This is a genomic window from Mycobacterium sp. NGS15, from assembly GCF_059813245.1.
Window position 1 is genome coordinate 403,284 of the sequence record NZ_JCALEF010000006.1, and the last position, 20,232, is coordinate 423,515.

22 protein-coding genes, 1 tRNA gene and 1 pseudogene are annotated in these 20,232 nt (G+C 62.9%); 13 read left to right on the forward strand and 11 right to left on the reverse strand.

Annotated elements, in window-relative coordinates; all coding sequences use genetic code 11:
• Positions 1 to 498, forward strand: coding sequence for a MarR family winged helix-turn-helix transcriptional regulator (locus AC5Y5C_RS19605; protein ID WP_499975488.1), 498 nt, complete (start codon positions 1 to 3; stop codon positions 496 to 498).
• A 42-nt stretch (positions 499 to 540) separates the two neighbouring features.
• On the opposite strand, the gene AC5Y5C_RS19610 is transcribed toward AC5Y5C_RS19605, so the two are convergent.
• Positions 541 to 921, reverse strand: a complete 381-nt coding sequence (locus AC5Y5C_RS19610) for a rhodanese-like domain-containing protein (protein WP_499975490.1) — start codon at positions 919 to 921, stop codon at positions 541 to 543.
• Positions 918 to 1,490: a cysteine dioxygenase gene (locus AC5Y5C_RS19615; RefSeq protein ID WP_499975493.1), complete on the reverse strand. Its 573-nt coding sequence runs from the start codon at positions 1,488 to 1,490 to the stop codon at positions 918 to 920. Before AC5Y5C_RS19615 ends, AC5Y5C_RS19610 begins: the two co-directional genes overlap by 4 nt.
• 144 nt (positions 1,491 to 1,634) lie before the next feature.
• Here AC5Y5C_RS19615 and AC5Y5C_RS19620 point away from each other — a divergent pair, with 144 nt between their 5' ends.
• The 4 genes from AC5Y5C_RS19620 (at position 1,635) to AC5Y5C_RS19635 (ending at position 4,083) form a co-directional block, all read left to right on the forward strand.
• Positions 1,635 to 2,105 carry a lipoprotein LpqV gene (locus tag AC5Y5C_RS19620; protein ID WP_499975495.1) on the forward strand — a complete coding sequence of 157 codons (471 nt, stop codon included), beginning with the start codon at positions 1,635 to 1,637 and terminating at the stop codon, positions 2,103 to 2,105.
• Positions 2,106 to 2,282: 177 nt separating this feature from the next.
• Positions 2,283 to 2,870 (forward strand): hypothetical protein, encoded by a 588-nt coding sequence (locus AC5Y5C_RS19625; protein ID WP_499975497.1) that lies wholly within the window; start codon positions 2,283 to 2,285, stop codon positions 2,868 to 2,870.
• Positions 2,863 to 3,339, forward strand: a complete 477-nt coding sequence (locus tag AC5Y5C_RS19630; protein WP_499975501.1) for a hypothetical protein — start codon at positions 2,863 to 2,865, stop codon at positions 3,337 to 3,339. The genes AC5Y5C_RS19625 and AC5Y5C_RS19630 overlap by 8 nt, the downstream gene beginning before the upstream one ends.
• A gap of 129 nt (positions 3,340 to 3,468) precedes the next feature.
• Entirely contained in the window at positions 3,469 to 4,083 is a 615-nt protein-coding gene (locus AC5Y5C_RS19635) for an LGFP repeat-containing protein (RefSeq protein ID WP_499975504.1), read from the forward strand.
• Positions 4,084 to 4,114: 31 nt separating this feature from the next.
• Here the strand turns inward: AC5Y5C_RS19635 and AC5Y5C_RS19640 are convergent, their stop codons facing one another.
• Positions 4,115 to 4,489: a hypothetical protein gene (locus tag AC5Y5C_RS19640; protein WP_499975505.1), complete on the reverse strand. Its 375-nt coding sequence runs from the start codon at positions 4,487 to 4,489 to the stop codon at positions 4,115 to 4,117.
• A 43-nt stretch (positions 4,490 to 4,532) separates the two neighbouring features.
• Positions 4,533 to 4,810, reverse strand: a pseudogene (locus AC5Y5C_RS19645) (VOC family protein).
• 277 nt (positions 4,811 to 5,087) lie between these two features.
• Here AC5Y5C_RS19645 and AC5Y5C_RS19650 point away from each other — a divergent pair.
• A complete protein-coding gene (locus AC5Y5C_RS19650; RefSeq protein ID WP_499975508.1) occupies positions 5,088 to 5,747 on the forward strand; it encodes a DUF3060 domain-containing protein in 660 nt (219 codons plus the stop codon).
• Positions 5,748 to 5,757: 10 nt separating this feature from the next.
• On the opposite strand, the gene AC5Y5C_RS19655 is transcribed toward AC5Y5C_RS19650, so the two are convergent.
• Positions 5,758 to 7,080 carry an acetyl-CoA hydrolase/transferase family protein gene (locus tag AC5Y5C_RS19655; RefSeq protein ID WP_499975510.1) on the reverse strand — a complete coding sequence of 441 codons (1,323 nt, stop codon included), beginning with the start codon at positions 7,078 to 7,080 and terminating at the stop codon, positions 5,758 to 5,760.
• 206 nt (positions 7,081 to 7,286) lie between these two features.
• On the opposite strand from AC5Y5C_RS19655, the gene AC5Y5C_RS19660 reads away from it, so the two are divergent.
• Positions 7,287 to 7,985 carry an ABC transporter ATP-binding protein gene (locus AC5Y5C_RS19660; RefSeq protein ID WP_499976094.1) on the forward strand — a complete coding sequence of 233 codons (699 nt, stop codon included), beginning with the start codon at positions 7,287 to 7,289 and terminating at the stop codon, positions 7,983 to 7,985.
• 68 nt (positions 7,986 to 8,053) lie between these two features.
• Positions 8,054 to 10,513 carry an FtsX-like permease family protein gene (locus tag AC5Y5C_RS19665; RefSeq protein ID WP_499975513.1) on the forward strand — a complete coding sequence of 820 codons (2,460 nt, stop codon included), beginning with the start codon at positions 8,054 to 8,056 and terminating at the stop codon, positions 10,511 to 10,513.
• A 15-nt stretch (positions 10,514 to 10,528) separates the two neighbouring features.
• Here the strand turns inward: AC5Y5C_RS19665 and AC5Y5C_RS19670 are convergent, their stop codons facing one another.
• The 5 genes from AC5Y5C_RS19670 to AC5Y5C_RS19690 all read right to left on the reverse strand — a co-directional run bounded on the left by AC5Y5C_RS19670 (position 10,529) and on the right by AC5Y5C_RS19690 (position 15,006).
• Positions 10,529 to 11,152, reverse strand: a complete 624-nt coding sequence (locus AC5Y5C_RS19670; protein WP_499975515.1) for a class I SAM-dependent methyltransferase — start codon at positions 11,150 to 11,152, stop codon at positions 10,529 to 10,531.
• Positions 11,149 to 11,721: a DUF4389 domain-containing protein gene (locus tag AC5Y5C_RS19675; protein ID WP_499976096.1), complete on the reverse strand. Its 573-nt coding sequence runs from the start codon at positions 11,719 to 11,721 to the stop codon at positions 11,149 to 11,151. Before AC5Y5C_RS19675 ends, AC5Y5C_RS19670 begins: the two co-directional genes overlap by 4 nt.
• 26 nt (positions 11,722 to 11,747) lie before the next feature.
• Positions 11,748 to 12,953, reverse strand: a complete 1,206-nt coding sequence (locus tag AC5Y5C_RS19680) for an FAD-dependent oxidoreductase (RefSeq protein ID WP_499975517.1) — start codon at positions 12,951 to 12,953, stop codon at positions 11,748 to 11,750.
• Positions 12,954 to 13,292: 339 nt separating this feature from the next.
• Positions 13,293 to 14,633 carry an ATP-dependent nuclease gene (locus AC5Y5C_RS19685; RefSeq protein ID WP_499975520.1) on the reverse strand — a complete coding sequence of 447 codons (1,341 nt, stop codon included), beginning with the start codon at positions 14,631 to 14,633 and terminating at the stop codon, positions 13,293 to 13,295.
• Positions 14,634 to 14,832: 199 nt separating this feature from the next.
• Complete coding sequence (locus AC5Y5C_RS19690) at positions 14,833 to 15,006, reverse strand: hypothetical protein (RefSeq protein ID WP_499975522.1); 174 nt, start codon at positions 15,004 to 15,006, stop codon at positions 14,833 to 14,835.
• Positions 15,007 to 15,630: 624 nt separating this feature from the next.
• Here AC5Y5C_RS19690 and AC5Y5C_RS19695 point away from each other — a divergent pair.
• Together AC5Y5C_RS19695 and AC5Y5C_RS19700 are read left to right on the forward strand one after the other, a co-directional pair.
• A complete protein-coding gene (locus tag AC5Y5C_RS19695; protein WP_499975524.1) occupies positions 15,631 to 16,164 on the forward strand; it encodes a hypothetical protein in 534 nt (177 codons plus the stop codon).
• A 352-nt stretch (positions 16,165 to 16,516) separates the two neighbouring features.
• A complete protein-coding gene (locus AC5Y5C_RS19700) occupies positions 16,517 to 16,858 on the forward strand; it encodes a hypothetical protein (RefSeq protein ID WP_499975525.1) in 342 nt (113 codons plus the stop codon).
• 104 nt (positions 16,859 to 16,962) lie between these two features.
• Here AC5Y5C_RS19700 and AC5Y5C_RS19705 read toward each other — a convergent pair.
• Positions 16,963 to 17,036 (reverse strand) — tRNA-Leu (locus AC5Y5C_RS19705).
• Positions 17,037 to 17,422: 386 nt separating this feature from the next.
• Between AC5Y5C_RS19705 and AC5Y5C_RS19710 the strand changes: the two genes are divergently transcribed.
• The 3 genes from AC5Y5C_RS19710 to AC5Y5C_RS19720 are packed head-to-tail and all read left to right on the forward strand — an operon-like array spanning position 17,423 to position 20,227.
• Entirely contained in the window at positions 17,423 to 17,779 is a 357-nt protein-coding gene (locus AC5Y5C_RS19710) for a hypothetical protein (RefSeq protein ID WP_499975527.1), read from the forward strand.
• Positions 17,780 to 17,831: 52 nt separating this feature from the next.
• Positions 17,832 to 19,661 (forward strand): alpha/beta hydrolase, encoded by a 1,830-nt coding sequence (locus AC5Y5C_RS19715; protein ID WP_499975530.1) that lies wholly within the window; start codon positions 17,832 to 17,834, stop codon positions 19,659 to 19,661.
• A gap of 8 nt (positions 19,662 to 19,669) precedes the next feature.
• Positions 19,670 to 20,227 (forward strand): LppA family lipoprotein, encoded by a 558-nt coding sequence (locus AC5Y5C_RS19720; RefSeq protein ID WP_499975531.1) that lies wholly within the window; start codon positions 19,670 to 19,672, stop codon positions 20,225 to 20,227.
• Positions 20,228 to 20,232 lie beyond the last annotated feature (5 nt).

The following is a 20,232-nucleotide window of genomic DNA, read 5'->3' on the forward strand; positions in this document are numbered from 1 at the left end:
ATGACGCTGCCGTTCGATCCCGTCGACGATGCCCATCGCCATTGGGTTGAAAACGGCTGGGGTGAGGTCGCCGACGGGATGGCCGCCGTCACGTCGGTGATGCGTGCTCACCAGATCATGCTGGCGCGAGTCGAAGATGTGTTGCGTCCGCATGGTCTGACGTTCTCGCGCTATGAGCTGCTCATGCTGCTGTCGTTCAGCCGGGCCGGTTCCATGCCGATGGCCAAGGCCAGTGCGCGCCTTCAGGTCCACCCCACATCGGTGACCAACACGGTGGACCGACTGGAGGAGGCGGGGCTGGTGCGCCGCGTACCCAACCCCGCCGACGGTCGTGGCACGCTGGTGGAGATCACCGATGCCGGACGCGATCTCGGTTCGGTGGCGACCACCGAATTGAACGCCAAGGTATTCGCACAGGTCGGGCTCTCGCCCTCACGCACCCGCACCCTGGTGTCGGTGCTGACGCACCTGCGGCGCGACGCCGGCGACTTCGGATGAACTGCTTGCGCGAAAACTGAAGTCTCGGCTAGACCATTCGGGCTAGATCAAGATGCCGTTGTCCTTGAGGGCCTGGTATCCGCCGATGACGTCGGTGGCGCGGTAGAGGCCGATCTCCTGCAGGGAGGCGGCGGCCAGGCTGGACGTGTAGCCCTCCTGGCACAGAATGACCCATTCCACGTCGTGATTGCCCGCCTGCGGAATCCGGGCGTCACTTTCCGGATCGAGGCGCCACTCCAGAACATTGCGCTCGATGACAAGGGCTTCCGCTATATGACCGACCACTTCGCCCTCCTCGGCGCGCTGCGCCGCGGGGCGAATATCGACAAGGAAGGCGCCACGGTCGAGCGCGGCCGGCAGCTCGCCGGCGGGCAGACGGCGCAGGCGGCCGCGCGCCGTGGCCAGCAGATCGTGGATCGTCATGCCGCCGGCCCCTCGGGCTCATCGGTGAGGATGGTGCGGCTCCGGCGCAACGTCTTGGCTTGAGTCACTTCGTAGTACGACATCGCGGTCAGCGGCGGCGAGTACGCGTGCACACTCAGCGTGGGTCCGATTTCGGCAGGAGCCGGTGCTCCGCTGAATGTCAGGGGTGCACGCATCACGTCGTGCACCCAGCCCAGCGGAAATCCGGCCTGATCCCCCGCGTCGAGCCGACGGCGCACCAGTTGAGTTCCGTCCCAGCGATATTCGTGCAGCGAACCGCTGAGCACGGTCAGCGCGCCGAGGGACCCGCTGTGGTCATGCAATTCGGTGGACTTGTCGGGCACCCAACTGATCAGCCAGACATCGAGCTCGTCGTCGGCGTGAATGCGGGTGGCCCATCGTTCATCGACCGGAAGGCCGCCCGCGGGCAGCAGATGGTCGAAGCGGCCGCGCAGGGCGTCGTCGGCACCCTCATCGGTGATACGGAGCAGATCCGGGAGCCGCAATCGGGTAGGTGAGGATCCGGCGAAGGAAGGACGGCGCAGATCCAGGACAGATGCAGTGGTCATGAAGGCTCAATCGATGGCAGGGGCAGGGATGGTGGCGGCTAGCCGCAACACCACCCCTGAAAACCCCTGTGTCCCATCACAGCTGAAATGGTACCGGCGTTTTCCAGCGGTTTTCCCTTCCGAGCAAAAGCTCTGAGTGAGTAAATGTTGTCGCTGGTAGGCACTTGCTACTTTGGAGTGGTGACCGCCCCAACTCGCATCGCCGCGACCCTGATGGCCCTCTGTGTCCCGTTGATCGGTGCGGCATGTACGTCGAAATCCGAGGATAAGGCGGCTCCCAGCCCGGCCGGTGGCACCACCGCCCCCATCGAGGCGCCCGCCGCCCAGCCCCCTGCGTCCAACTCGGGGCTGTCCCCGGCTGGCGTGACGACGTCCGTGGACGCCGCACCCAGCTCGCTGGAAGAGGAGTACTACCAAGCCTGCCGCGCGGCGGCCGACTGGATGACCGGGAAGCAAGACGGCCCCGCCCAGCTCGTCGAGGGGTACCTGCAGTCCATTCAGAGCGATGGGCATGCGGGCCCGGGGACCTTCCACAAGTCCTGGCATGAGCTGCCCGCAGACCGTCAAGCTGCGGTGATCGTGGCGACGAACGCGGCCGCCGAGCAGCAGTGCTAAGCACGGCCCGATCAGGCGCTCATCGATATCCTTTGCGATTCAACAGAATTCGGGACAATCTGACACAGAAGCGTCATCTAGCAAACATCGAGTAATGCACGTGACCTCACCTTGGATGAACCTGCACGCGGTGTTAGCATGCTCCGGTCAGTGCTCATGGGGTCACGGATGCAACGAATGTGTCCACTCACCGAACGGACGGTAACGACGTTGGCAAATTCAGAACAGCTTCCCCCGAAGCCCACGCTGGTTCATTGGACGATCGTCGGAGCGGCAGTTGTCGCAACCATCGTCGCAGCGGTTGTCGGCTTCACGGCGGGTGACACAGAACTCGTCCGATTCGTACAGGGCACCGTCACGCCACTGCTCGCCCTCGTCTCCGGAATCTTGATTGCCGATCTGTATCACCGCATTCAGCAGAGCAACAAGCTCGACCGCAATGTCGGACAGTCGGCGTACGCGACGATGGTGACGCTGCAGGGCATGATCGACGTGGACAAGCACCTTGCGAGCGCGTCGAACGACCTCAACGAGGGCAACAAGCAGTCCGCTTCCAGCGCCCTGAACCTCGCGCTGACCATCAGCCGTCTGACTTTGCGCCACGCCTTCCAGGCGCTGCGCGAGTCGGAGAACGTCTCCAGCACCGCGGTGGCCAAGGCCAAGACCGATTTCGCGACGGCCGAGGCCGCCGGTCAGCCGGAGCGGCAAAAGATCGAGACCGCGGCGCGCCCGAACAACTACACCGTCGGCGTGGGCAATGCCTGAAGAGACAAAACCGGCGGAGCAATCGGCTGGTGATCTGGAGCCAGAGCCCGTCGACCCGATCATCGGGAAGGTCGCCGATATCGTCGACCGCTACTCGGTGCTGGTCAACAAGGGCGATGACGCCGGGGTAGAGGTCGGAATGATCTTCTCGGTCATCGGTGCCACCGGAACTGCCGTGCGCGACCCCGAAACCGGCGATGACCTGGGCACCCTGCCCATCGAAAAGGCGCGCATCCGGGTCACCGAGGTGTACTCGAAGTTCTGCCAGGCCGAGACCTACCGCGTCACCGAGCCCGCGGTCGCCGGTCTGATCAGCGACATCCTGCAGGAACAGTGGCCGGGAACCACCGATGACTTCGGCCGCGAGCAGTTCCAGCTGAACGTCGTACCCACGCCCACCGTTCCCGATGCGGCCGAGGTGCACATCGATGTCGGCGATTACGTCTGCGAACTGACTCCTGCTTCCTAGTACGCCACACCATTTCGGTGCATTTTCACGCGAATAGCGCCTGTATTTGCAATGAAATCACTCAATGGCCAATAGGTGAACATCGACAAACTCACCTAAATGGCGCGTTTATGTTGTTACGTTCGGATCATGGATACCAATCTGATGAAACGAGCAGCAGGCGCGGTCTCCATCGTCGCGATGTCCGCGGCGGTCGTTGTCGCCTGTTCCCAAGATGACAAAAACGCCGCCAAAGAGTCGCTATCCAGCGCCACAAGCGCGGCATCGTCGGCCATCAGCGCTGGTGGTAGCGCCGCATCGAGTGCCGCATCGTCGGCAAGCAGTGCGGCCTCCTCCGTCATCGCCGGGGCGCCTTCCACTGTCAACGTGCCGGGAGTCGGCGATGTGACGCTGGAGCCGCCGGTGGCCGAGGCGTACACCAAGGCCGGCGGAGAAGCCAAGCTCGGCCTGCCGACCGGTCAGCCCGAAAAGGTGGGCGACGGCACGGTCCAGGCGTTCGCCAAGGGCACCATCTTCAGTTCGCCGTCCACCGGTGCACATCTGGTGCAGGGCGAAATCCTGAAGGTGTACACCGAACAGGGTGGAGCGGGCGGCACGCTCGGCTTCCCCACCGCCGATGAGGCTGAGACGGCCGGCGGGCCCGATGTCGCCAAGGGCGGCTGGATCGGTGAATTCCAGAAGGGCACCATCACCTGGCTGAACCAGGGCGACGGAACCTTCAAGGAGACCGTCACCCCGAAGTAGTGAATTGGCTGCCGCGACGGGCGCTGAGCAATCAGCGCCTGTCGCGGAACCAGTGCCGGTTCTCCGCAGGGGACCAACCCGGCAAGGTGAGATCTGGCCACGGCGGCCGGCGGATGATGGCGGCAAGTCCCAATACCGCCGAGATCAGGCCGGTGAGTATGCCCAGCGTCGAGGCCAGGTCGGCGTTAAAAGCGGGCTGCCATTGAGCATTCCCGTCCTTGACGGCGAACACGCCCAGTGGTCTCGCCCGCGTTTCGAGGGGTTCGCCGTCAGCGCCGCGGCCACGGGTACGTACCTTGGCAACCGTGATGACCAGGGTGCCATCGGCTGTCGTGTACGGCTCGCCGTAGACGATAGACTTGCCGCCGTCGGTGACGAGCCCTTCAAATGAGGTTGGCAATCGCATGCCTCATTGTCATCGCTCGGCGCCCCAATGGCGAGAGATTCTTTCAGGCCTCTGCGCCCGAGAACAGCAGAAGGTTCCCGTCAGGATCCTTCACGATGAAGGTGACGCGGCCCCACTCCTCAATCTGCAATGACCGATGGAAGTCGACACCTGCCGCCCGGTACTCATCGTGGAGCGGGCCCACTCGCCGTAGGTGAAGGTCAGCTCGAATCCGAGCGTGTCGACATAGAAGGCGACGGTCCGTTCGACGTCGGTGACGAAGAGCTGTGGTTCGGCAGCCACAATCTCGGTGGAACCCATGACCAAAAACGCTACAACCATTTACCCGCGAACAACTCCAGATGCCCACAGTTGGGGCAGCGCCACGCGTCAATCGCGCGGCGAGCACCGCCGCGCTTTGCACCAAAGAAGCCAATCTTGAGGGGACTTCCCACCCACCACACATGTCCGGCGGAGTTTTGCCCGCTTTGTCCCAGGAACCCAATCTCAGAGCCCTCGGTGCCGCATTGCGTGCATCGAACGTTATTCGTGCCATCCCCCGCGTCTGTCATTTCCGAAGGTTATCGCCGTGCGAGTCGCAGTGTGCGACCATCTGTAGGTGGAGCCGGATGGTGACCCCGAAGCCCGAATCCGGGAGCTGGAACGCTCGCTGAGCGAGACGGCGCGGAACTCGGAACTGGGCGTGACAAATCCGAGCCGGTATTCACCACCGGTGTCCAGCCCGTATCCACCGCCGGCATATGGCTCGACGTATCCGCCCCGTCCTCCTGCCCCGAAGGTTCTCCGGCGATTCATCGTGTTCTTCGCCGTGATCACGGCGGGAGTGGTCGGCCTTGTCTTCTATGCCGCTAAAACCACCCTCCCGCACAATGTTCCGACGATTTCGGGTCCGTCGACCACGCGGCCCGCCAGGTCAACGATCGTCACGCTCCCGCCCCGGACCAGTGCGAGACCATCGACCACGTCGATCCCCGGCCCCACGTATGCGCCGCCCGGTTCGACCTTCAGTGTCTCCGGTACGCATAAACAGATAACGGTCCACTGCGACGACTGTTCGGTGAACGTCAGCGGAGTGTCCAACACCGTTGACATCGTGGGTAATTGCGACACCCTCGCGGTGTCCGGGGTCGAGAACACGGTGACTGTAGAAGCTGCGCGCACGATCGGCACCTCGGGCTTCGACAACAAGGTCACGTATCAGTCGGGGGAACCGCAAGTCTCCAAGTCCGGCGACAACAACACCGTGGAGCAGGGCTGAGGGTCGGCACTCAGCTCACCGGTGAGCGGCCATTCGACGCACGCTCGGCGGCCTCCAACAGGGCGCCCCGGAACTGCGGGTGTGCGATGGCCGCCAGCGCCTCGCCGCGCTCTCGCACCGTCCTGCCCTCCAATTCCGCGGCGCCGTACTCGGTGACGATCACGTCGACCTGATGGCGCGGCGTGGTGATGACGGCACCGGGACCAAACCACGGCACGATGCGCGACCGCACGACACCGTCCTTCTCGAATGTCGAAGGCAGACAGATCAATGACCGGTCCGACAGTTCCAGCCCGGCCCCGGCCACGAAGTCCTCGGCACCGCCGATCCCGCTGAACTGCCCTCCGTCGATGGTGTCGGCGACAACCTGCCCCTGGATGTCGATCGCAAGCGCACCGTTGATCGAGATCATGTCGTTGTTGGCGCCGATGGCCTCGGGCGCATTGACAATCTCGACGGGCAGAAACGCAACATCAGGGTTGTCGTCCAGCCACGCATAGAGATCCGGTGATCCGAAGGCGAAGGTCGTCACACTGACGCCGTCGTACTGCCCCTTGCCGGTATTGGTGATCTTGCCGGCGCGGTGCAGCTGCATGCAGCCGTCGGTGAACATCTCGCTGTGCAGCCCATAGCCGCCACCCTCGCCTTCGGCCAACAGAGTCGCAATCTGGTTGGGAATGGCGCCGATTCCGGTTTGCAATGTCGACCCCGGGGCGATGAAGCCCACCGCATACTGCGCGATCGCCCGATCGATATCCGACGGCTCCACATCACCCCCAGGTAGGGCCAGCGGTGCGTCCGTCGAGCGCACCAGGATGTCGATCTCATCGATGCGCAAGGCGTGGCGGTGCTGCTCGCCGAACCCGGCGGTGCGCGGATACCCTTCGGAGACTTCGACAATGAGCAGTCGCTCCGGATCAGCGCCCGCGCGGTGCAACTCACCGATCGTCCCGCCCGCATGCAGCGACAGAGAGCACCAGCCGTCAGCATCGGGCGGCGTCGCGACGGTCGTCATCACCCGCGGCGACTGGCGCTCAAGCAACGGTCCGAACCGGCGGAAGTCCGCGGCGGCGAATTCGACATCGGCGCCCATATCCCGCAGCGCGCGCTCGATCGGCCCGAAAAAGCCCGACAGATAATGCACACCCGGCCGCGAGAACAGCTCGGTGCCGACCGCCAACAGCGCGCCATACACCCGCAAATCTGTCCAGTCCTGGCGTACACCCAGAGCGCGCAGGAAAGCTGGCGGCTGGCCAGGGCCCAGCGGGATCCCCAACGTGTCGGTGACCCCCAACAGTGCGGCGGCTTGTTCGGCGGTGAGCTCCTGCGGCATGGCACCAATCTTGCATGAACCGGTGGTCAGTGCTCGGCCAACTGGGTCGTGGGGCTCACCTAGGAACCTCAGATAAGCCCGCATGTGGCGAGGGCGCCGGGAGTAGGCTCCGCATATCCCGACCGTGCCTCCGCGCGCCGGGTAACCCGGTCTCGCGGGAGGCCACCTTGAGACGACTGGACAACGCCGACACGACCCGGCGCGAACTGACCATCGAACTGCGCAATATCGTGCGCGAGTACAGGGTTGGTGGGCAGACGGTGCGCGCCCTCGATGAGATCAGCTTGCGCTTCGCCGGCGGCCAGTTCGTGTCGGTCATCGGGCCATCGGGAGCCGGGAAAAGCACGTTGCTGCATCTGCTCGGGGCGTTGGACTCCCCCGACTCGGGATCGATCACCTTCGACGGTGAAGAGATCGGCAGGCTCCGCGACGAGCAACAGTCGGCGTTCCGCCATCATCGGGTCGGGTTCGTCTTTCAGTTCTTCAACCTGCTGCCGACGCTGTCGGCATGGGAGAACGTGGCGGTCCCGCGGCTGCTCGACGGCATCCGGCTCGGCAAGGTCAAGGCGGACGCGGTTCGACTGCTGGACCGGGTCGGCCTCGGTAAACGGACCGAACACCGGCCGGCCGAACTGTCCGGCGGCGAGATGCAACGCGTCGCGGTGGCACGGGCCATGATGATGGATCCACCGCTGATCCTTGCCGACGAACCCACCGGAAACCTGGATTCCCATACGGGCGCCGCCATCCTCGCCCTGCTCGCCGAGGTCGCCCATGAAGAAGGCGCCGGCCGCCTGGTCGTGATGGTGACCCACAACGCCGACGCCGCCGCGGCAACCGATCGGATCATCACGCTGCAGGACGGACGGCTAGGTTCCGACGAGATGTCGGTGGCGCCAGGGTGAGGGGCCGCGGACACGAAAAGCAGCACGGCCCCGGAGCTACCATCGCCGCCGCAGCGAGCAGGCTACGTGTGTTCAGTCTGCGCGAACTGACCGTACACCGTCGACGCACCATCGCCTCGATCGCCGTAATGGCAGTTTCGGCAATGTATCTCGTGGCGATATTCGGCATCTTCGGGTCGATCACCGGATCGGTCAACCGGTTGGCGGACGGTGTCGCCGGCGTCGCCGCACTCGAGGTGTCGGGTATCACCGACGCGGGATTCCCCGAAGCGGTATTGGCCGATGTCACCGAGATTCCCGGCGTGGCGACTGCCGCACCGATGATCCGGATGTCCGCACCCACAGATTCGGAACCGGTTCTGCTGTTCGGCGCCGACGACCGCAGCGCCGCGTTGGAAGGCGCCTTGAAAGATGCTGTCGGAGTAAAGGTTGACGCGCCCTCACGGACAGCCGGCGGTGTCCAGATCGGGCCGTCCGTCGGCCATGCGCAAGGCGATACATTCCGGCTCGGCTCAGGTTCGGTCACCGTCGCCGAGGTGCTCCAGGGCAAGCAACTCGCGGACCTCAACGGCGGGCACTACGTCCTTGCCCCACTGCCGTTGGCACAGGAAGTCACCGGACGGCGAGGTCAGCTCGATTCGATTCTGGTCACCACGGCGCCGGGTGCGGATCTCGCCGCAGTCCGGGATAAGGTCACGGCCGCCGTGAACGGCCGGGCGATCGTCGCCGATCCAAGCCTGCGGGCGGTGCGGGCAGGCGACGGTGTCAAGCTCATGAACTACATGGCCCTGATGGGTGCGGCAGTCGCGTTGGTGGTCGGGGCGTTCCTGATCTACACGACGATGACCATGGCGATTGCCCAACGCCGCCCGGTCATCTCGATGCTGCGCGCAATCGGCGGCCGCCGCGTGACGATCGTTCGCGACATGCTCGCCGAGGCCGCGATCCTCGGGCTGATCGGCGGCGCCCTCGGTTCGGCCCTCGGAATACTGCTGGGCCAAAAGGCGATTGGCCGTTTGCCGCCGACGGTAACCCAAGGGCTCGAAGCCCGCATCGAGTACTGGCTGCCCGACTACGCGATCCCGGCTGCCGTCGCCGCGACGGTACTCACCAGCGTTGCCGCGTCGGCGATGGCTGCGCGGCAGGTATACAAAGTGTCACCGATCGAGGCGCTGGCCCCCGTCGGGGTTTCCGTGGCCGACAACGTGCCGCGTTGGCTGCGTATCGTCAGCGGGGTCGCGGCCGTGGCGGTGTTGGCAGCGGCGGTCCTGACGGTGCTCTACCAACCAGGGTCGCTCGCCTTCGTCGCGATCGCCGCTCTGTTCGTCGCCGAGATCGCACTGGGCTTCGCGCTCGCCGGACCCATCGTCAGCGCGACAGCCACGGTGGCCCGAATGTTCGGTTCGCCCGGGGCGTTGGCGGCGCCGACGGTCCGGCGCGCGCCGCGGCGGGTGTGGGCCACCGTGATGACCGTGCTCATCGCCGTGGTCACCACGGTGGTGATCACCGGGACGAACAACGACATGATCCGATCCGCGCGCGACATCTTCGCGCCGGTCGCCAATGTCGATGTCTGGGTGAGCGCAAACTCACCAGACCGCTACCCCACCGATGTTCTGCCGCAAGGTGTTACCGAGAAGGTGGCGGCGGTGCCTGGTGTCGCGAAGGTCGTCGAAGGCGCCTCGGGATTCGCCGTCGTCGGCGGCACCCGCGTGATGCTCGATGGATTCTCCCCTGACACCTACGATCCGCTTTTTCGTGCGCTCGACGCGCAAGTACGTCACGAAGTACTCGCCGGCCGGGGCGTGGTGCTCTCGCAGAACCTGGGCAAGACTCTCGGCGTCCGGGTGGGCGACGAACTGCAGTTGCAAACACCCCACGGCCCACAGCGCACGCCCGTGCTGGCCCTGGTGCCCTACTTCTCGACGGTCATCGGCACCGTCGGGATGAGCCTGGACCACATGCGGGCATGGTTCGACCGCCTGGGCACGACGACACTGCAAGTCACCGCCGTCGACGGCACAGATCCGGGGCGGCTGCTGGCCGACGTTCGCGGTGTGGTGCCCGCACCAAACTACGTGTACGACGGCCGCGCCGCGTTGGCCGGTTTGGAAGCCCCACTGCACCAGAGCATGCTGATCGCCAACGCCGTGTGGATCATCGTGGTGTTCGTCGCCGCGGTCGCGCTGTTGAACACGTTGACGCTCTCGGTACTCGAACGTCGCCGGGAAATCGGCGTGCTGCGGGCGATGGGATCCAGCCGCCGGTACACCTTGGGCATGATTCTCGCCGAGGCCGCGGCCATCGGCGTCGTGGGCGGTGTCTCGGGGCTGCTGATCGGTTTGGTCGATCAGTGGCTGTTCAGCCTCGTCAGCGGCACCGTCATGAACTTCAACGTCACCTTCGAGCCGAGCCCGATGGCGGTGGTCTTCACCGCAGGCGCGCTGGCGATCAGCCTGCTGGGCTCGGTGCCGCCTGCCCGGCGCGCGGCACGGCTCAACATCATCGAGGCCATCAGCGTCGAATAGCGATGTCAAATAGCACTATTCGACTACGGTGGCGACGCCTTGCAGATGGGGTGTACACGGCGGCGGCACCAGGGTTCGCCGAACGCTGCGCAGTCCCGTGGTATCGAATCCGGCGGCGGCAATCGCTTCGACGGTCCGGCGGTTCGGTTCGCACCCGGAGGCAAGCCACGACCATGGCGTGGCGATCAGATCCTGGAACCGCCCCATCACGCCGTCCCCGCGGACATGCTCGAGGACCACCAACCTGCCTCCCGGGACGAGCACCCGCCGGATCTCGCCGAGGGTTGCCGCCACATCGTCCACCGAGCACAACACCAGCCCGACATGCACAGAGTCGAAACTGTTGTCCGGGAACGGTATCGACTCCCCGACCCCATCCAGGATGTCGACGTCAACGCCGCGGCGGCGCGCAAGGGCGCCAGCCATCCGGCGCATCGCCGCCTCCGGCTCGACCGCCGCGACCGATGCCACCGCGGGCGGAAGAAACATGAGGTCGGTTCCCGGGCCAATGCCCACGATCAGCAGTCTGCCGGTCGCAAGACTCATCGCCTCACGCCGGTATCGGCGATAGAACAGTCGATCGAATATCGGCATGCCGAGCCGATATACGTAGGGGAACAACGGATTACGGTGCTTCACGGGTCACCGCCGCCCAAGTCCATTCGAAATGGCGGATATTCGTCGCACATCAACGACACGTACACGGCCACCCGGTATCGCCACCGCACGATTCCCATGAGGAGGTCGAACATGCCTTGTGACACCGTGCCTCTGGCCAACAACCGCACCGCGGAAACCACGGCCAGAACCTGCAACAGTGGCTCCATGGCCCAGCAGATGATGATCTGCGGCAGCGCCAGCAACAGCTTCACCAGCACCGCCCCATGGCTGAGTTGTTCCGGATAGTCGACGTCGAGCTCGCCGGGATAGTCGGGCCGCGCGGCGAGCGTGAAAGGCGGGTACTTATCTGTGCTGTTCATCGGAAACCGGTAGTTCATAACCCGCCAGGACCAGCGCAGCACCCCGACGTTGACGTCGAAGATGATCCGCGGATAGCGCCCGGTGAACAAGATTGCGATACCGGCGACGACGGTCAGTACCGGATACATCACGTAAAGCACGATCAATATCGGGTAGTGCGGGACCGCCAGCACGCACCATTTGACGATAAAGAGCCAGCGCGAGGGCGCGTCGATCGCGCCTCGCACACGGACGGCGCCGGCCGGCATGGCCATCACGGCCGGCAGCCTGTCTCGGCGGCATACCCCCGGTTGATGTCAGCGGCCATCCGACGATGACTCACCGACTGTAAGAACGTCGCCAGTGCCCACGTCATGAAACGGTCCGAGACCATCGCCGCCGTCCTCAACACGGCCTCACCGTGCGAAACCTGCAGCGAGGCAACCCGGGACACGGCCGCAGCACGGCGACGGCGGGTCTTCTCATACCAGCGCAGCGCATCGGGCAGGTCAGTGCTGGCGCCGCACTGGAATTCCGAAATCGCCTTGCACAGCACCATCGTGTCGAGCAGTGCCTGGTTGGCCCCTTGCGCGAGGGTGGGCGGCATGGTGTGGGCCGCATCGCCGAGCAGGGTCAGCGCGCCCTGGCCTGGCCGGGGAATGGGATGCCGGAAATGGGGATAGGGCGAATGGGCCAGATCGTCGTCGGTGAGCGTCGCAAGCACTCGATCGACGGGCTCGGACCACCCAGCGAACGTGGACCGGATCATGTCGATCGGGCGTGCCGGCCTGACAAAGCCGGGCGACCAGGGCAAGTCGAACCACCACTGCACCTCGGAGCCTCCGGCCGGCCACAGGCCGAGGCTTGCGCGCTCACCGATGACGACGAAGGCGACATGCTCATCGACGCCGTTCGGCAGGGTTACCAGTCCCTGCCAGCTGCACCAGCCGGTCGGCTCCCCGCGCTCCGCGCCGACGACATCGCGAACCATCGAATGCCTGCCGTCGGCTCCGATCACCAGGTCTCCCTCGGCCACGCTGCCATCCGCGAACTCGACCCGAGCCCCGTCGCCGTTGCCCACCGCTCCGACGGCCCGGGCATTACATCGAATACGTTCCGCCGGAAAGTCTTTCAGCAGCCGGTCAAGCAGGACATGACGCGGGACCATCCGCACCGGCTCGCCCAGCCGGTCGGCGATCGTGGCTACGTCCAAAGTGGCCAGCGGGCGCCCCGTCGACGTCATGACCCGCACGGTGGACAGCTGCTGGCCGGCCCGGTCCATATCAACGCCCAGCTGTCTGAGGACCGTGGCGCCATTCGACCAGATGGTCACCGCACCGCCACCGGCGTGTATATCCGGGCGCTGCTCGTAGACGGTGACGTCATGGCCGTCGCGCAACAACCCCCGAGCGATGGAGATTCCGCCGACACCGGCGCCGACGACCATGACCCGCAACGACGGCGCCTTCGCTGCTGGCATCAGCCTCATGGGTCGGCTCGTGAGCCGTTTTGGCTCCACGGCTCAATGTATGACCGCGGCAGGCTGGCTGTACACCGTTTTGCCCCCAGGGCCGTTGCCAATTCGTACTCTGTGCCCCCAGTCGGACTCGAATCGACACTTAGCGGATTTAAGTCCGCACGGGCCGCCTAGCACGAACAGGTGCAGCAGGTTCGCCAAAAGTAGCAAAAACACTGTAAGAGAACACATTAGGTCATTGCTGGCACGATACCGATACACCTTCGGCGCGGCCCCGTACACTCTCAATCGCCGGTAAAGCGCCGATAAAACCCGGTTAGGTACCTGGGTGCTGGCGAGCGTCTAACGCCGGTCCTCTAGGTGCTCCTGCAGAAACCCCAACACCGATGAAAACTCTCCTTGTCCGCGATTTGACGCATAGACGCGGCACGCTTCGATTGCCACGTATGTTTCGTCCAGCATCAACCGCGTGGCGACGGCTTTCAGATAGTCATGATGATCCGACACGCCACTCAGCAACTCCGGCAATGAGACCGAGTAGGGCTCTAGCGCGAAGTGTTCACGAACAGCCTGATCGTTGAATACGACCTTCTCAGGCGGTTCGCTTCCGGGCAAATTATTGACGTATGTTCCGGCTGAAGGCATATCGCCGTCACGAACACCCACAGCCCGCAAGCCTGCTGATCTCAGGACGTCGACCGCAGAGGGAATGTCTTGCGCCGAACCAATGGGCAAAACCGATGATCCAGACAGAAGGTAACTATTGCAGTGACGCATAATCTCGATGGTCAGATGGCGCGCGAAATCATCTTCGACACAGATCACGGCCTTATTCTTGTCCGCAGCACTGTGCAAGTACGAGTCGATCTGATACGTGCTAAGGCCCATGGCGGCCTTTATCGTTCCGTCAGGTTGCCGCTGCAAGTAGACGACAGAGTCGCGCCCCAGCTCGGACAGTATCGCGGAGCTATGTGTCGTTATAACGATCTGATGCCCTCGTCGACTCGACACCTCCACCAGGTAACGGGCAAGCCTTCGTTGGGCATCACCGTGAAGCGAGGTTTCGGGCTCTTCGAGCACGAACAGACTTTGCGCTGGAGCTGACTCCATAGTGTTAACCATGTAGACGACGCGACCCTCGCCGAACCCCATATGGTTCTCCGAGTAGCGCCTGCCATTCCGGGTTGCCATCGCCAACTCAGCACTGCGAGAGCTATGCCTCACTTCGGTGAAGTCAAGTCCGTCATACGGCAGTGCGAGAATAGCCGCAACGTTCTCTGCGGCATCGGCGGATAGCGGGCGAGAGTTACCAATTTCCAGCGCATGCCCTCCATAGATGGACAGATCACGACGTTCTACCTTCGGGATAAATTGCGTGAATCCTATGTAATAACAAGAACGTTCAGGTTGACGTTTGTACCCTGACCATTCCCTCAATTTACGGCTCACCGTGACCCGCTGAGGCTCAGCACCCTTCTCAACGCAGTAGGCGTAGACAACTTGTGCATCCGAAGTGAACGGTTCTGGATCGGCAGCGGAGACAGGGAAAAAGTCTTTGACGTAGTAGCGGGGAAGTGCAGCTGTGACAGCCTTTCGATAGCCACAAGTAAGCAGCTGGGCGATGGTGCTCTTCCCTGTGCCGTTCATCCCGGAAAACGCCGTGATGGGCGAATCAAACGCCAAGGAGAGGTCTGCTACCCCCGGAACCCTCGGATCTCAATTGATTGCAAGATAGGTCCGAAGTTCGGATATCGATTGTCAGGCTTGAACTTACCGCCCAACCGCCGAACATTGTCATCGTGACTCACTCAGCCCCACCTTTTGCGCATGCGCTCGGCGTTCCGCTTACCAGCGCTGCCGCACAATACCAGCGGCGATCCGTTCAACCGAACAGATTGATCACATTGTTCGGTGGCTCGACTTGCATGGCCGGGGCTGGTGGTTCGGGCAGGATGTTGAGTGCTCCGCCATCCTCTTCTGGGAAGTAGTCGCCGTACACATCAAGGGCCAGCGTGAAGGTCCGCCCGCCGAAAGCCATTGCCTCTTTCGTCGTCATCAGCTCGTTTCCAGGCTCGCCTACGGTCTAAGTAGCGAATGCGGGACGGTCGCGAGCAGAAGCCGGGGTTCACTCGCCAGACGCCGCGTCGGACTGTGGCGCAGGGCCGTCTACGACTTCGGCCTCTTCTTCAGAGTCCAGGACGGTGAGGCCACGACGCCCGCATGACTCCGCGCGGCTGGTCCTAGCGACACCGGCTGCGTCTTCCATCATCGTCTACCAAAGAGCAACGGTGAGCTCAACTCCCACGGCGGTTTTGGCGCTCGGCCCCGCGCGACCATGCGCATCACGGATAGCCGCGAGTGTGACATGGTCGGGTGCGTCTCCATCGAGCGCGATCCCCAAGAGCTTCTGCACCAGGGCGTCGGCTGCTTGCTGTAACCGGCACTGCGCCTTTGCTTTTACTTTTGGAGCTGCGCCACCGTGAGCCCGGCACACATTCCCGCCGAGCATCGCCGGTCACTTACACGGTTCGCCTGTGCGGGAGGTTCGCGCAACGCACTGACCCCCACCGGTCTTAAGTCAGTGCTTACGTCCTGCTGTCCTATGGTGTGGTCGGAGGGTTCCGGCTGCCATCGGTTCATTCATCGTATTCAAGCCTTTCGTTCAATTACGCTTCTGCCTGTGACAAAAAAGTCATCAGCCAAGCAGCGGATCATCGTGTCCGTCCTGCTGTCAGTCGTCGGGGCTGCCTTTTTACTGGCGCATCTGATTGCCCCTGGGAGACGAGTCGACGGATGGACCTTCGCGTTTCTGTTCCTTGTGTTCCTGCCATGGTTAGGGCCGATCTTCGAGAGCATTGGGTTCCCTGGTGCCTCAATCAAGTTCCGGGAGTTGACAGCGAAGCAAGAGCAGCAAGATGACGAGATCAAGGCGCTGCAGTTTCTGGTTGCGAACTTTTTGACACGCGACGAAACCAAGTATCTCCGGATATTCGCGTCGCCAGATCCACTCGAACTCGGACCTGCCAGCGATGAAACCGCCAGAATGTTCTCCGCCATCGAACGGTTTAAGCAGCTCGGCTTCGTGCACCCAAAGAAAAATCTAGACGCCGCGGCTTTGACAGAGTCGCAGACAACCGATCTGAAGACGATGTTTGAGATCACCGAGACAGGACGCGAGTACCTCAAGTTGCGCGATAGCACATCGGACTCCTAGTCATGGCTCAATCTCCAATCGGTAGTGGCGTTTTCGCCTTCTGGTACCAAAGTTCTGGGCGTTCAACCCGCGGGAATGTGGCGCGCAGCCAAGGCAGAGCCTTTTGGGGCGTCCGGGTATACGTCCGGGCGGGTACGGGTCGACAACAACCCTCCTAGCAGGAAGTCCGGGCAGACCGGGGTATTTCAGGGCGAAGATCCCTATACGTAGCGCGATAGGGCGAAACGACCGTTACCTAACTCGCGGGCCCGTCTTGATCCCGTACCGAGGCTTGAACACCAATAATGGAGATAACGAGGAAACGTCCTTGCGGGTTGGTCCTGCGCCGGACACGAATACGACTGGATGTTCTATGTCAGCTGCTGATCAGGCGGGCGATAGCCCGGAGACCGACGTGCATATCGTGGAAGTCCTCTCCGACGGCCCCGAGACGCAAGCCGCCGTAAGGCTCGTCCACATCAAAGCCCGCGATCTGAACGACACTCATGTTGGCCAATGGATCGGTGCCCGCGAGAACGGTTACAACTACGGGATGAAGATTCTGAAGGTCAAGCACTTCCACGAGGGGAAGGCCCCAGGAGTTACCGTGTGGTACCGGAAGTCTCAGCTGCCCGACGGCGCGCCTGCGACTGAGTCCCGGATGCATGTCCCGTTCGACACCGACATCGAACTCGTTGAGATGATGGCCTGGTAACTCCTGTTAACTAGCAGGACTTGCACTATTTCGCACGTCGGTAAAATCCGGCCCGACGAGGTCGCCTGATCACCCCGATGACCCACCTACATGCCCTAACTCGGTGCCCCCAGTCGGACTCGAACCGACACTTGGCGGATTTTAAGTCCGCTGCCTCTGCCAATTGGGCTATGGGGGCTTCCCAGGTCAGAGCAAGTTTTCAACCTTTTAGAACACCTCGACTGTAGCCGAAACTGTAGCCTATCGCGATCTTGCCCTGAACTCGTTCGAGCCTACTGTGGCCACACATTCCCGTTGAACACCGTTGCTGTGGTCCTGACTGGTCTGACGTGATCTGTCGTCACCCGGCTACGAGCGCTGGCAATGCCATATGGTGACCAACTACTGACCTTGGTTGTTGCCCAGCCGAGAGGCTGGCAGGTCAGAGCCTCTGTCATGTTTAGCGGCTATCGGGCCGTTCACTGGACGGCAACCGCATCGCCTACTACATTCATTGTCAACATCGGGTGAACTGTGTAACCCGATTCTGTTCGCGCCCCGGGTGGGGTGGAGAAGGGGTGGGTCGTGGCTCCGGTGTTGGCGGTGTCGCCTGAGAATGTGCGTGCGGGGGCGGCCAAGATCGCGGACGCGAAGTCGGTGGTGGCGGGTATTTCTTCGCCGGACACTTCGTCGGCCACAGCGGGTTTGTCGGGGTTGGCGACAGCGACGGCGTTGGCGGGCGTGCAGCAGGCGGTTACCGATTCGTTGGGGGTGATCGGGGGCCGTTACGAGAAGATGGCCGACATCATTGATGGCGCGGCCATGGCGTTCGTGTTTCTGGACGGGGGCCTGGATCCGACGACGCGGGCGCAGTCGTTGACGACGGTGGTGGGTAAGTCGTTTACGTCGATGGGTGATCTGAACTCGGCCGTTCCGGCCTGATCGTCCACGAAACTGATGACCGTGGAACTGATGATCGTGAAGGGTTGATGGGGTGGGGCGTCCGAAAAAGAGCGTTGTCTACAAGCTCAACGTGTCCCCGTTGGGCGATATGGCCACCCAGACCCGCGGTGTGGGCACCAAGGTGATGGAACAGGCCGACAAGGTCCGCGGCGCGATCCATGAGCTGGACTGGAAGGGCGAGACCGCGAGCGCGTGTATTGACCGCGGGGACCGTGAGTACGTCCAGGATCGCAAGGCCGTGGAGGACGGCTACAACAAGCTGGCCCAGGCCTATGACAACGGCAAAAATACGATGGGTCCGATGATCGACAAACTCAAAGCCGACGGGCAGGGGTTTGAGGCCGACACTTTCGCTGTGTCCGAGGACTGGACGGTGACCGACAAGTTCCCGTACGAGCTGGCCAAAACCCTCGCAGGGGGCAATCAAGCCCTACTTGACCAGCTCGATGCGCTGGCCGCTGAACGGGCGAACGAGGCCGCCAACGGCACCGCGAGTTTGCAGAAGCTCGCCGATGAGCTCGGCACCGCCGACGAGGACACCAGCAAAGCCATCGCCGACGCCAAAACCGAGCTGGCTGCACTGGTTCCGTCACCGGCGGCTGTGCAAGAGGCGCGGCTGACCCCGCCGAAGGACCCGAAAGCCTTTACCCAGTGGTGGAATTCGCTGACGGAGGCAGAAAAGCAGACTGTCTTCCAGCGTGATCAGTACATCGGGAACAACGACAACATGCCTACTGCTGACCGGGACCGTTTCAATCGTCTCAAACTCGTGGACGAACTCGGCCGCGCCAGCACCGCTGGCAAGCAGGTCGATGCTCTGACTGCCGCGCACCCGGACTGGGCGCAGGGAAGGAACATCCCCGAACCCAACCACCCGGGCGCCATCTTTAAGGACCGCCAGGACTATGAGGCATGGAAGCGCCAGTTTGACGACGCGAGCGGGCGAGCCAAGTATTTACCCGAGTTGCAGGCGATCGACAAGTCTGTGCGCGATAGCCCCGATCGCAAGCTGATGGTGCTGGACACTCAAACCGGGCGGCAAGTCCGAACCGCCGTGGCGATCGGTGACCCCGATACCGCCGATCACATCGCGGTCACCACCCCTGGTATCAATACCACCGCCACCAGCATCACCGGCATGGCCGACGAAGCAGCAGCGCTCCGGAAGGAGAGTTTGGGCCAATTGCGAAGCACCCCTGGACATGAGGGTGAGTCGGTGGCGGCGATTGCGTGGATTGGGTATGACCCGCCGCAGATCAACGACACCCAAGGGGTCGGCCAAAACGCTTCCGGTGTCTGGGATGTCATGCATGACGACCAAGCCCGCGACGGGGCGCGCAGCCTGGCACGCTTCTACGACGGGCTGGGCAACACCCACCAAGGTCCGCCCGCCGATGTCACCGCTATCGGACACTCTTACGGCTCCCTGACCACCGGGCTCGCTCTGCAAGAGCCCGGCGCTCACGGCATCACCAACGCCATCTTCTACGGCTCACCGGGCATCGAAGCCACCACACCAGCAGAACTCGGCGTGCAACCCGGCCACGTATTCACAATGGAAACCCCTAACGACCCCATCCAATGGGTCTATGACGGACCAGCAGCTCTCAACGCCGTCCCGTTCGCAAACTTCTGGGCACGAGACGTATTCGGCCTCGGGGACTTCGGGCCAAACCCGGCGACCAACCCTAACTTCACCCATCTGGAAACCGGGGCAGTTACCACTCCCGATGGGCGTAGCCTGGACGCAGCATCCGGGCACAGCGACTACCCGCGCACCGCTGGCAACGGACAGCCCTACACCCCCGGCTACAACATCGCCGCCGTCGTATCTGGTCAAACCCCGATCCTGGAGAAGTAGATCACCACATGACCCGAAACATACTGAACCGCAAAGCAATTGGATGCATCGCCGCGATCATTTTTCTGACAATGACAGGATGCCACGTGAACACCCCCTACGAACCCACCCCGCCCGACGAATCCGCCAAAGCCCTCCAAGAACTCAAAACCCTTCCCTCCCTGGAAGACACAAAAATACAGCTGCACAACACCATCGAGTCAATTAAGGCTTCCGTCGAAACACTCATTCCCAAAATCACCTGGCGAGAATTCGACAAAGAGGAAAAGGCGGGCTGCGCCAACCTCAAACCTTACGACCAAAGCGATGGCCAGTCCGTGTACTTGCCAGACGCCGTCGCGTCGGGCGTGTCTGTCTCAGAAGGAAACTGGGCGTTGATTCTGCAGGCAGCCAAGGAGGCTGCCGCCAAGCTCGGCATAGCGGATGTCCAAGTGTTCCAGGATAGTCCGAGCAAGCATGATGTTGGGCTCTATGGGCCTGGTGGAACCTTCATCAAAGTGCGCTACGCGGGCAATCTCGTTGTATCCGGCTATACGGGTTGTCGTTTGCCTGCTGCGAAGAGGTAACTGCG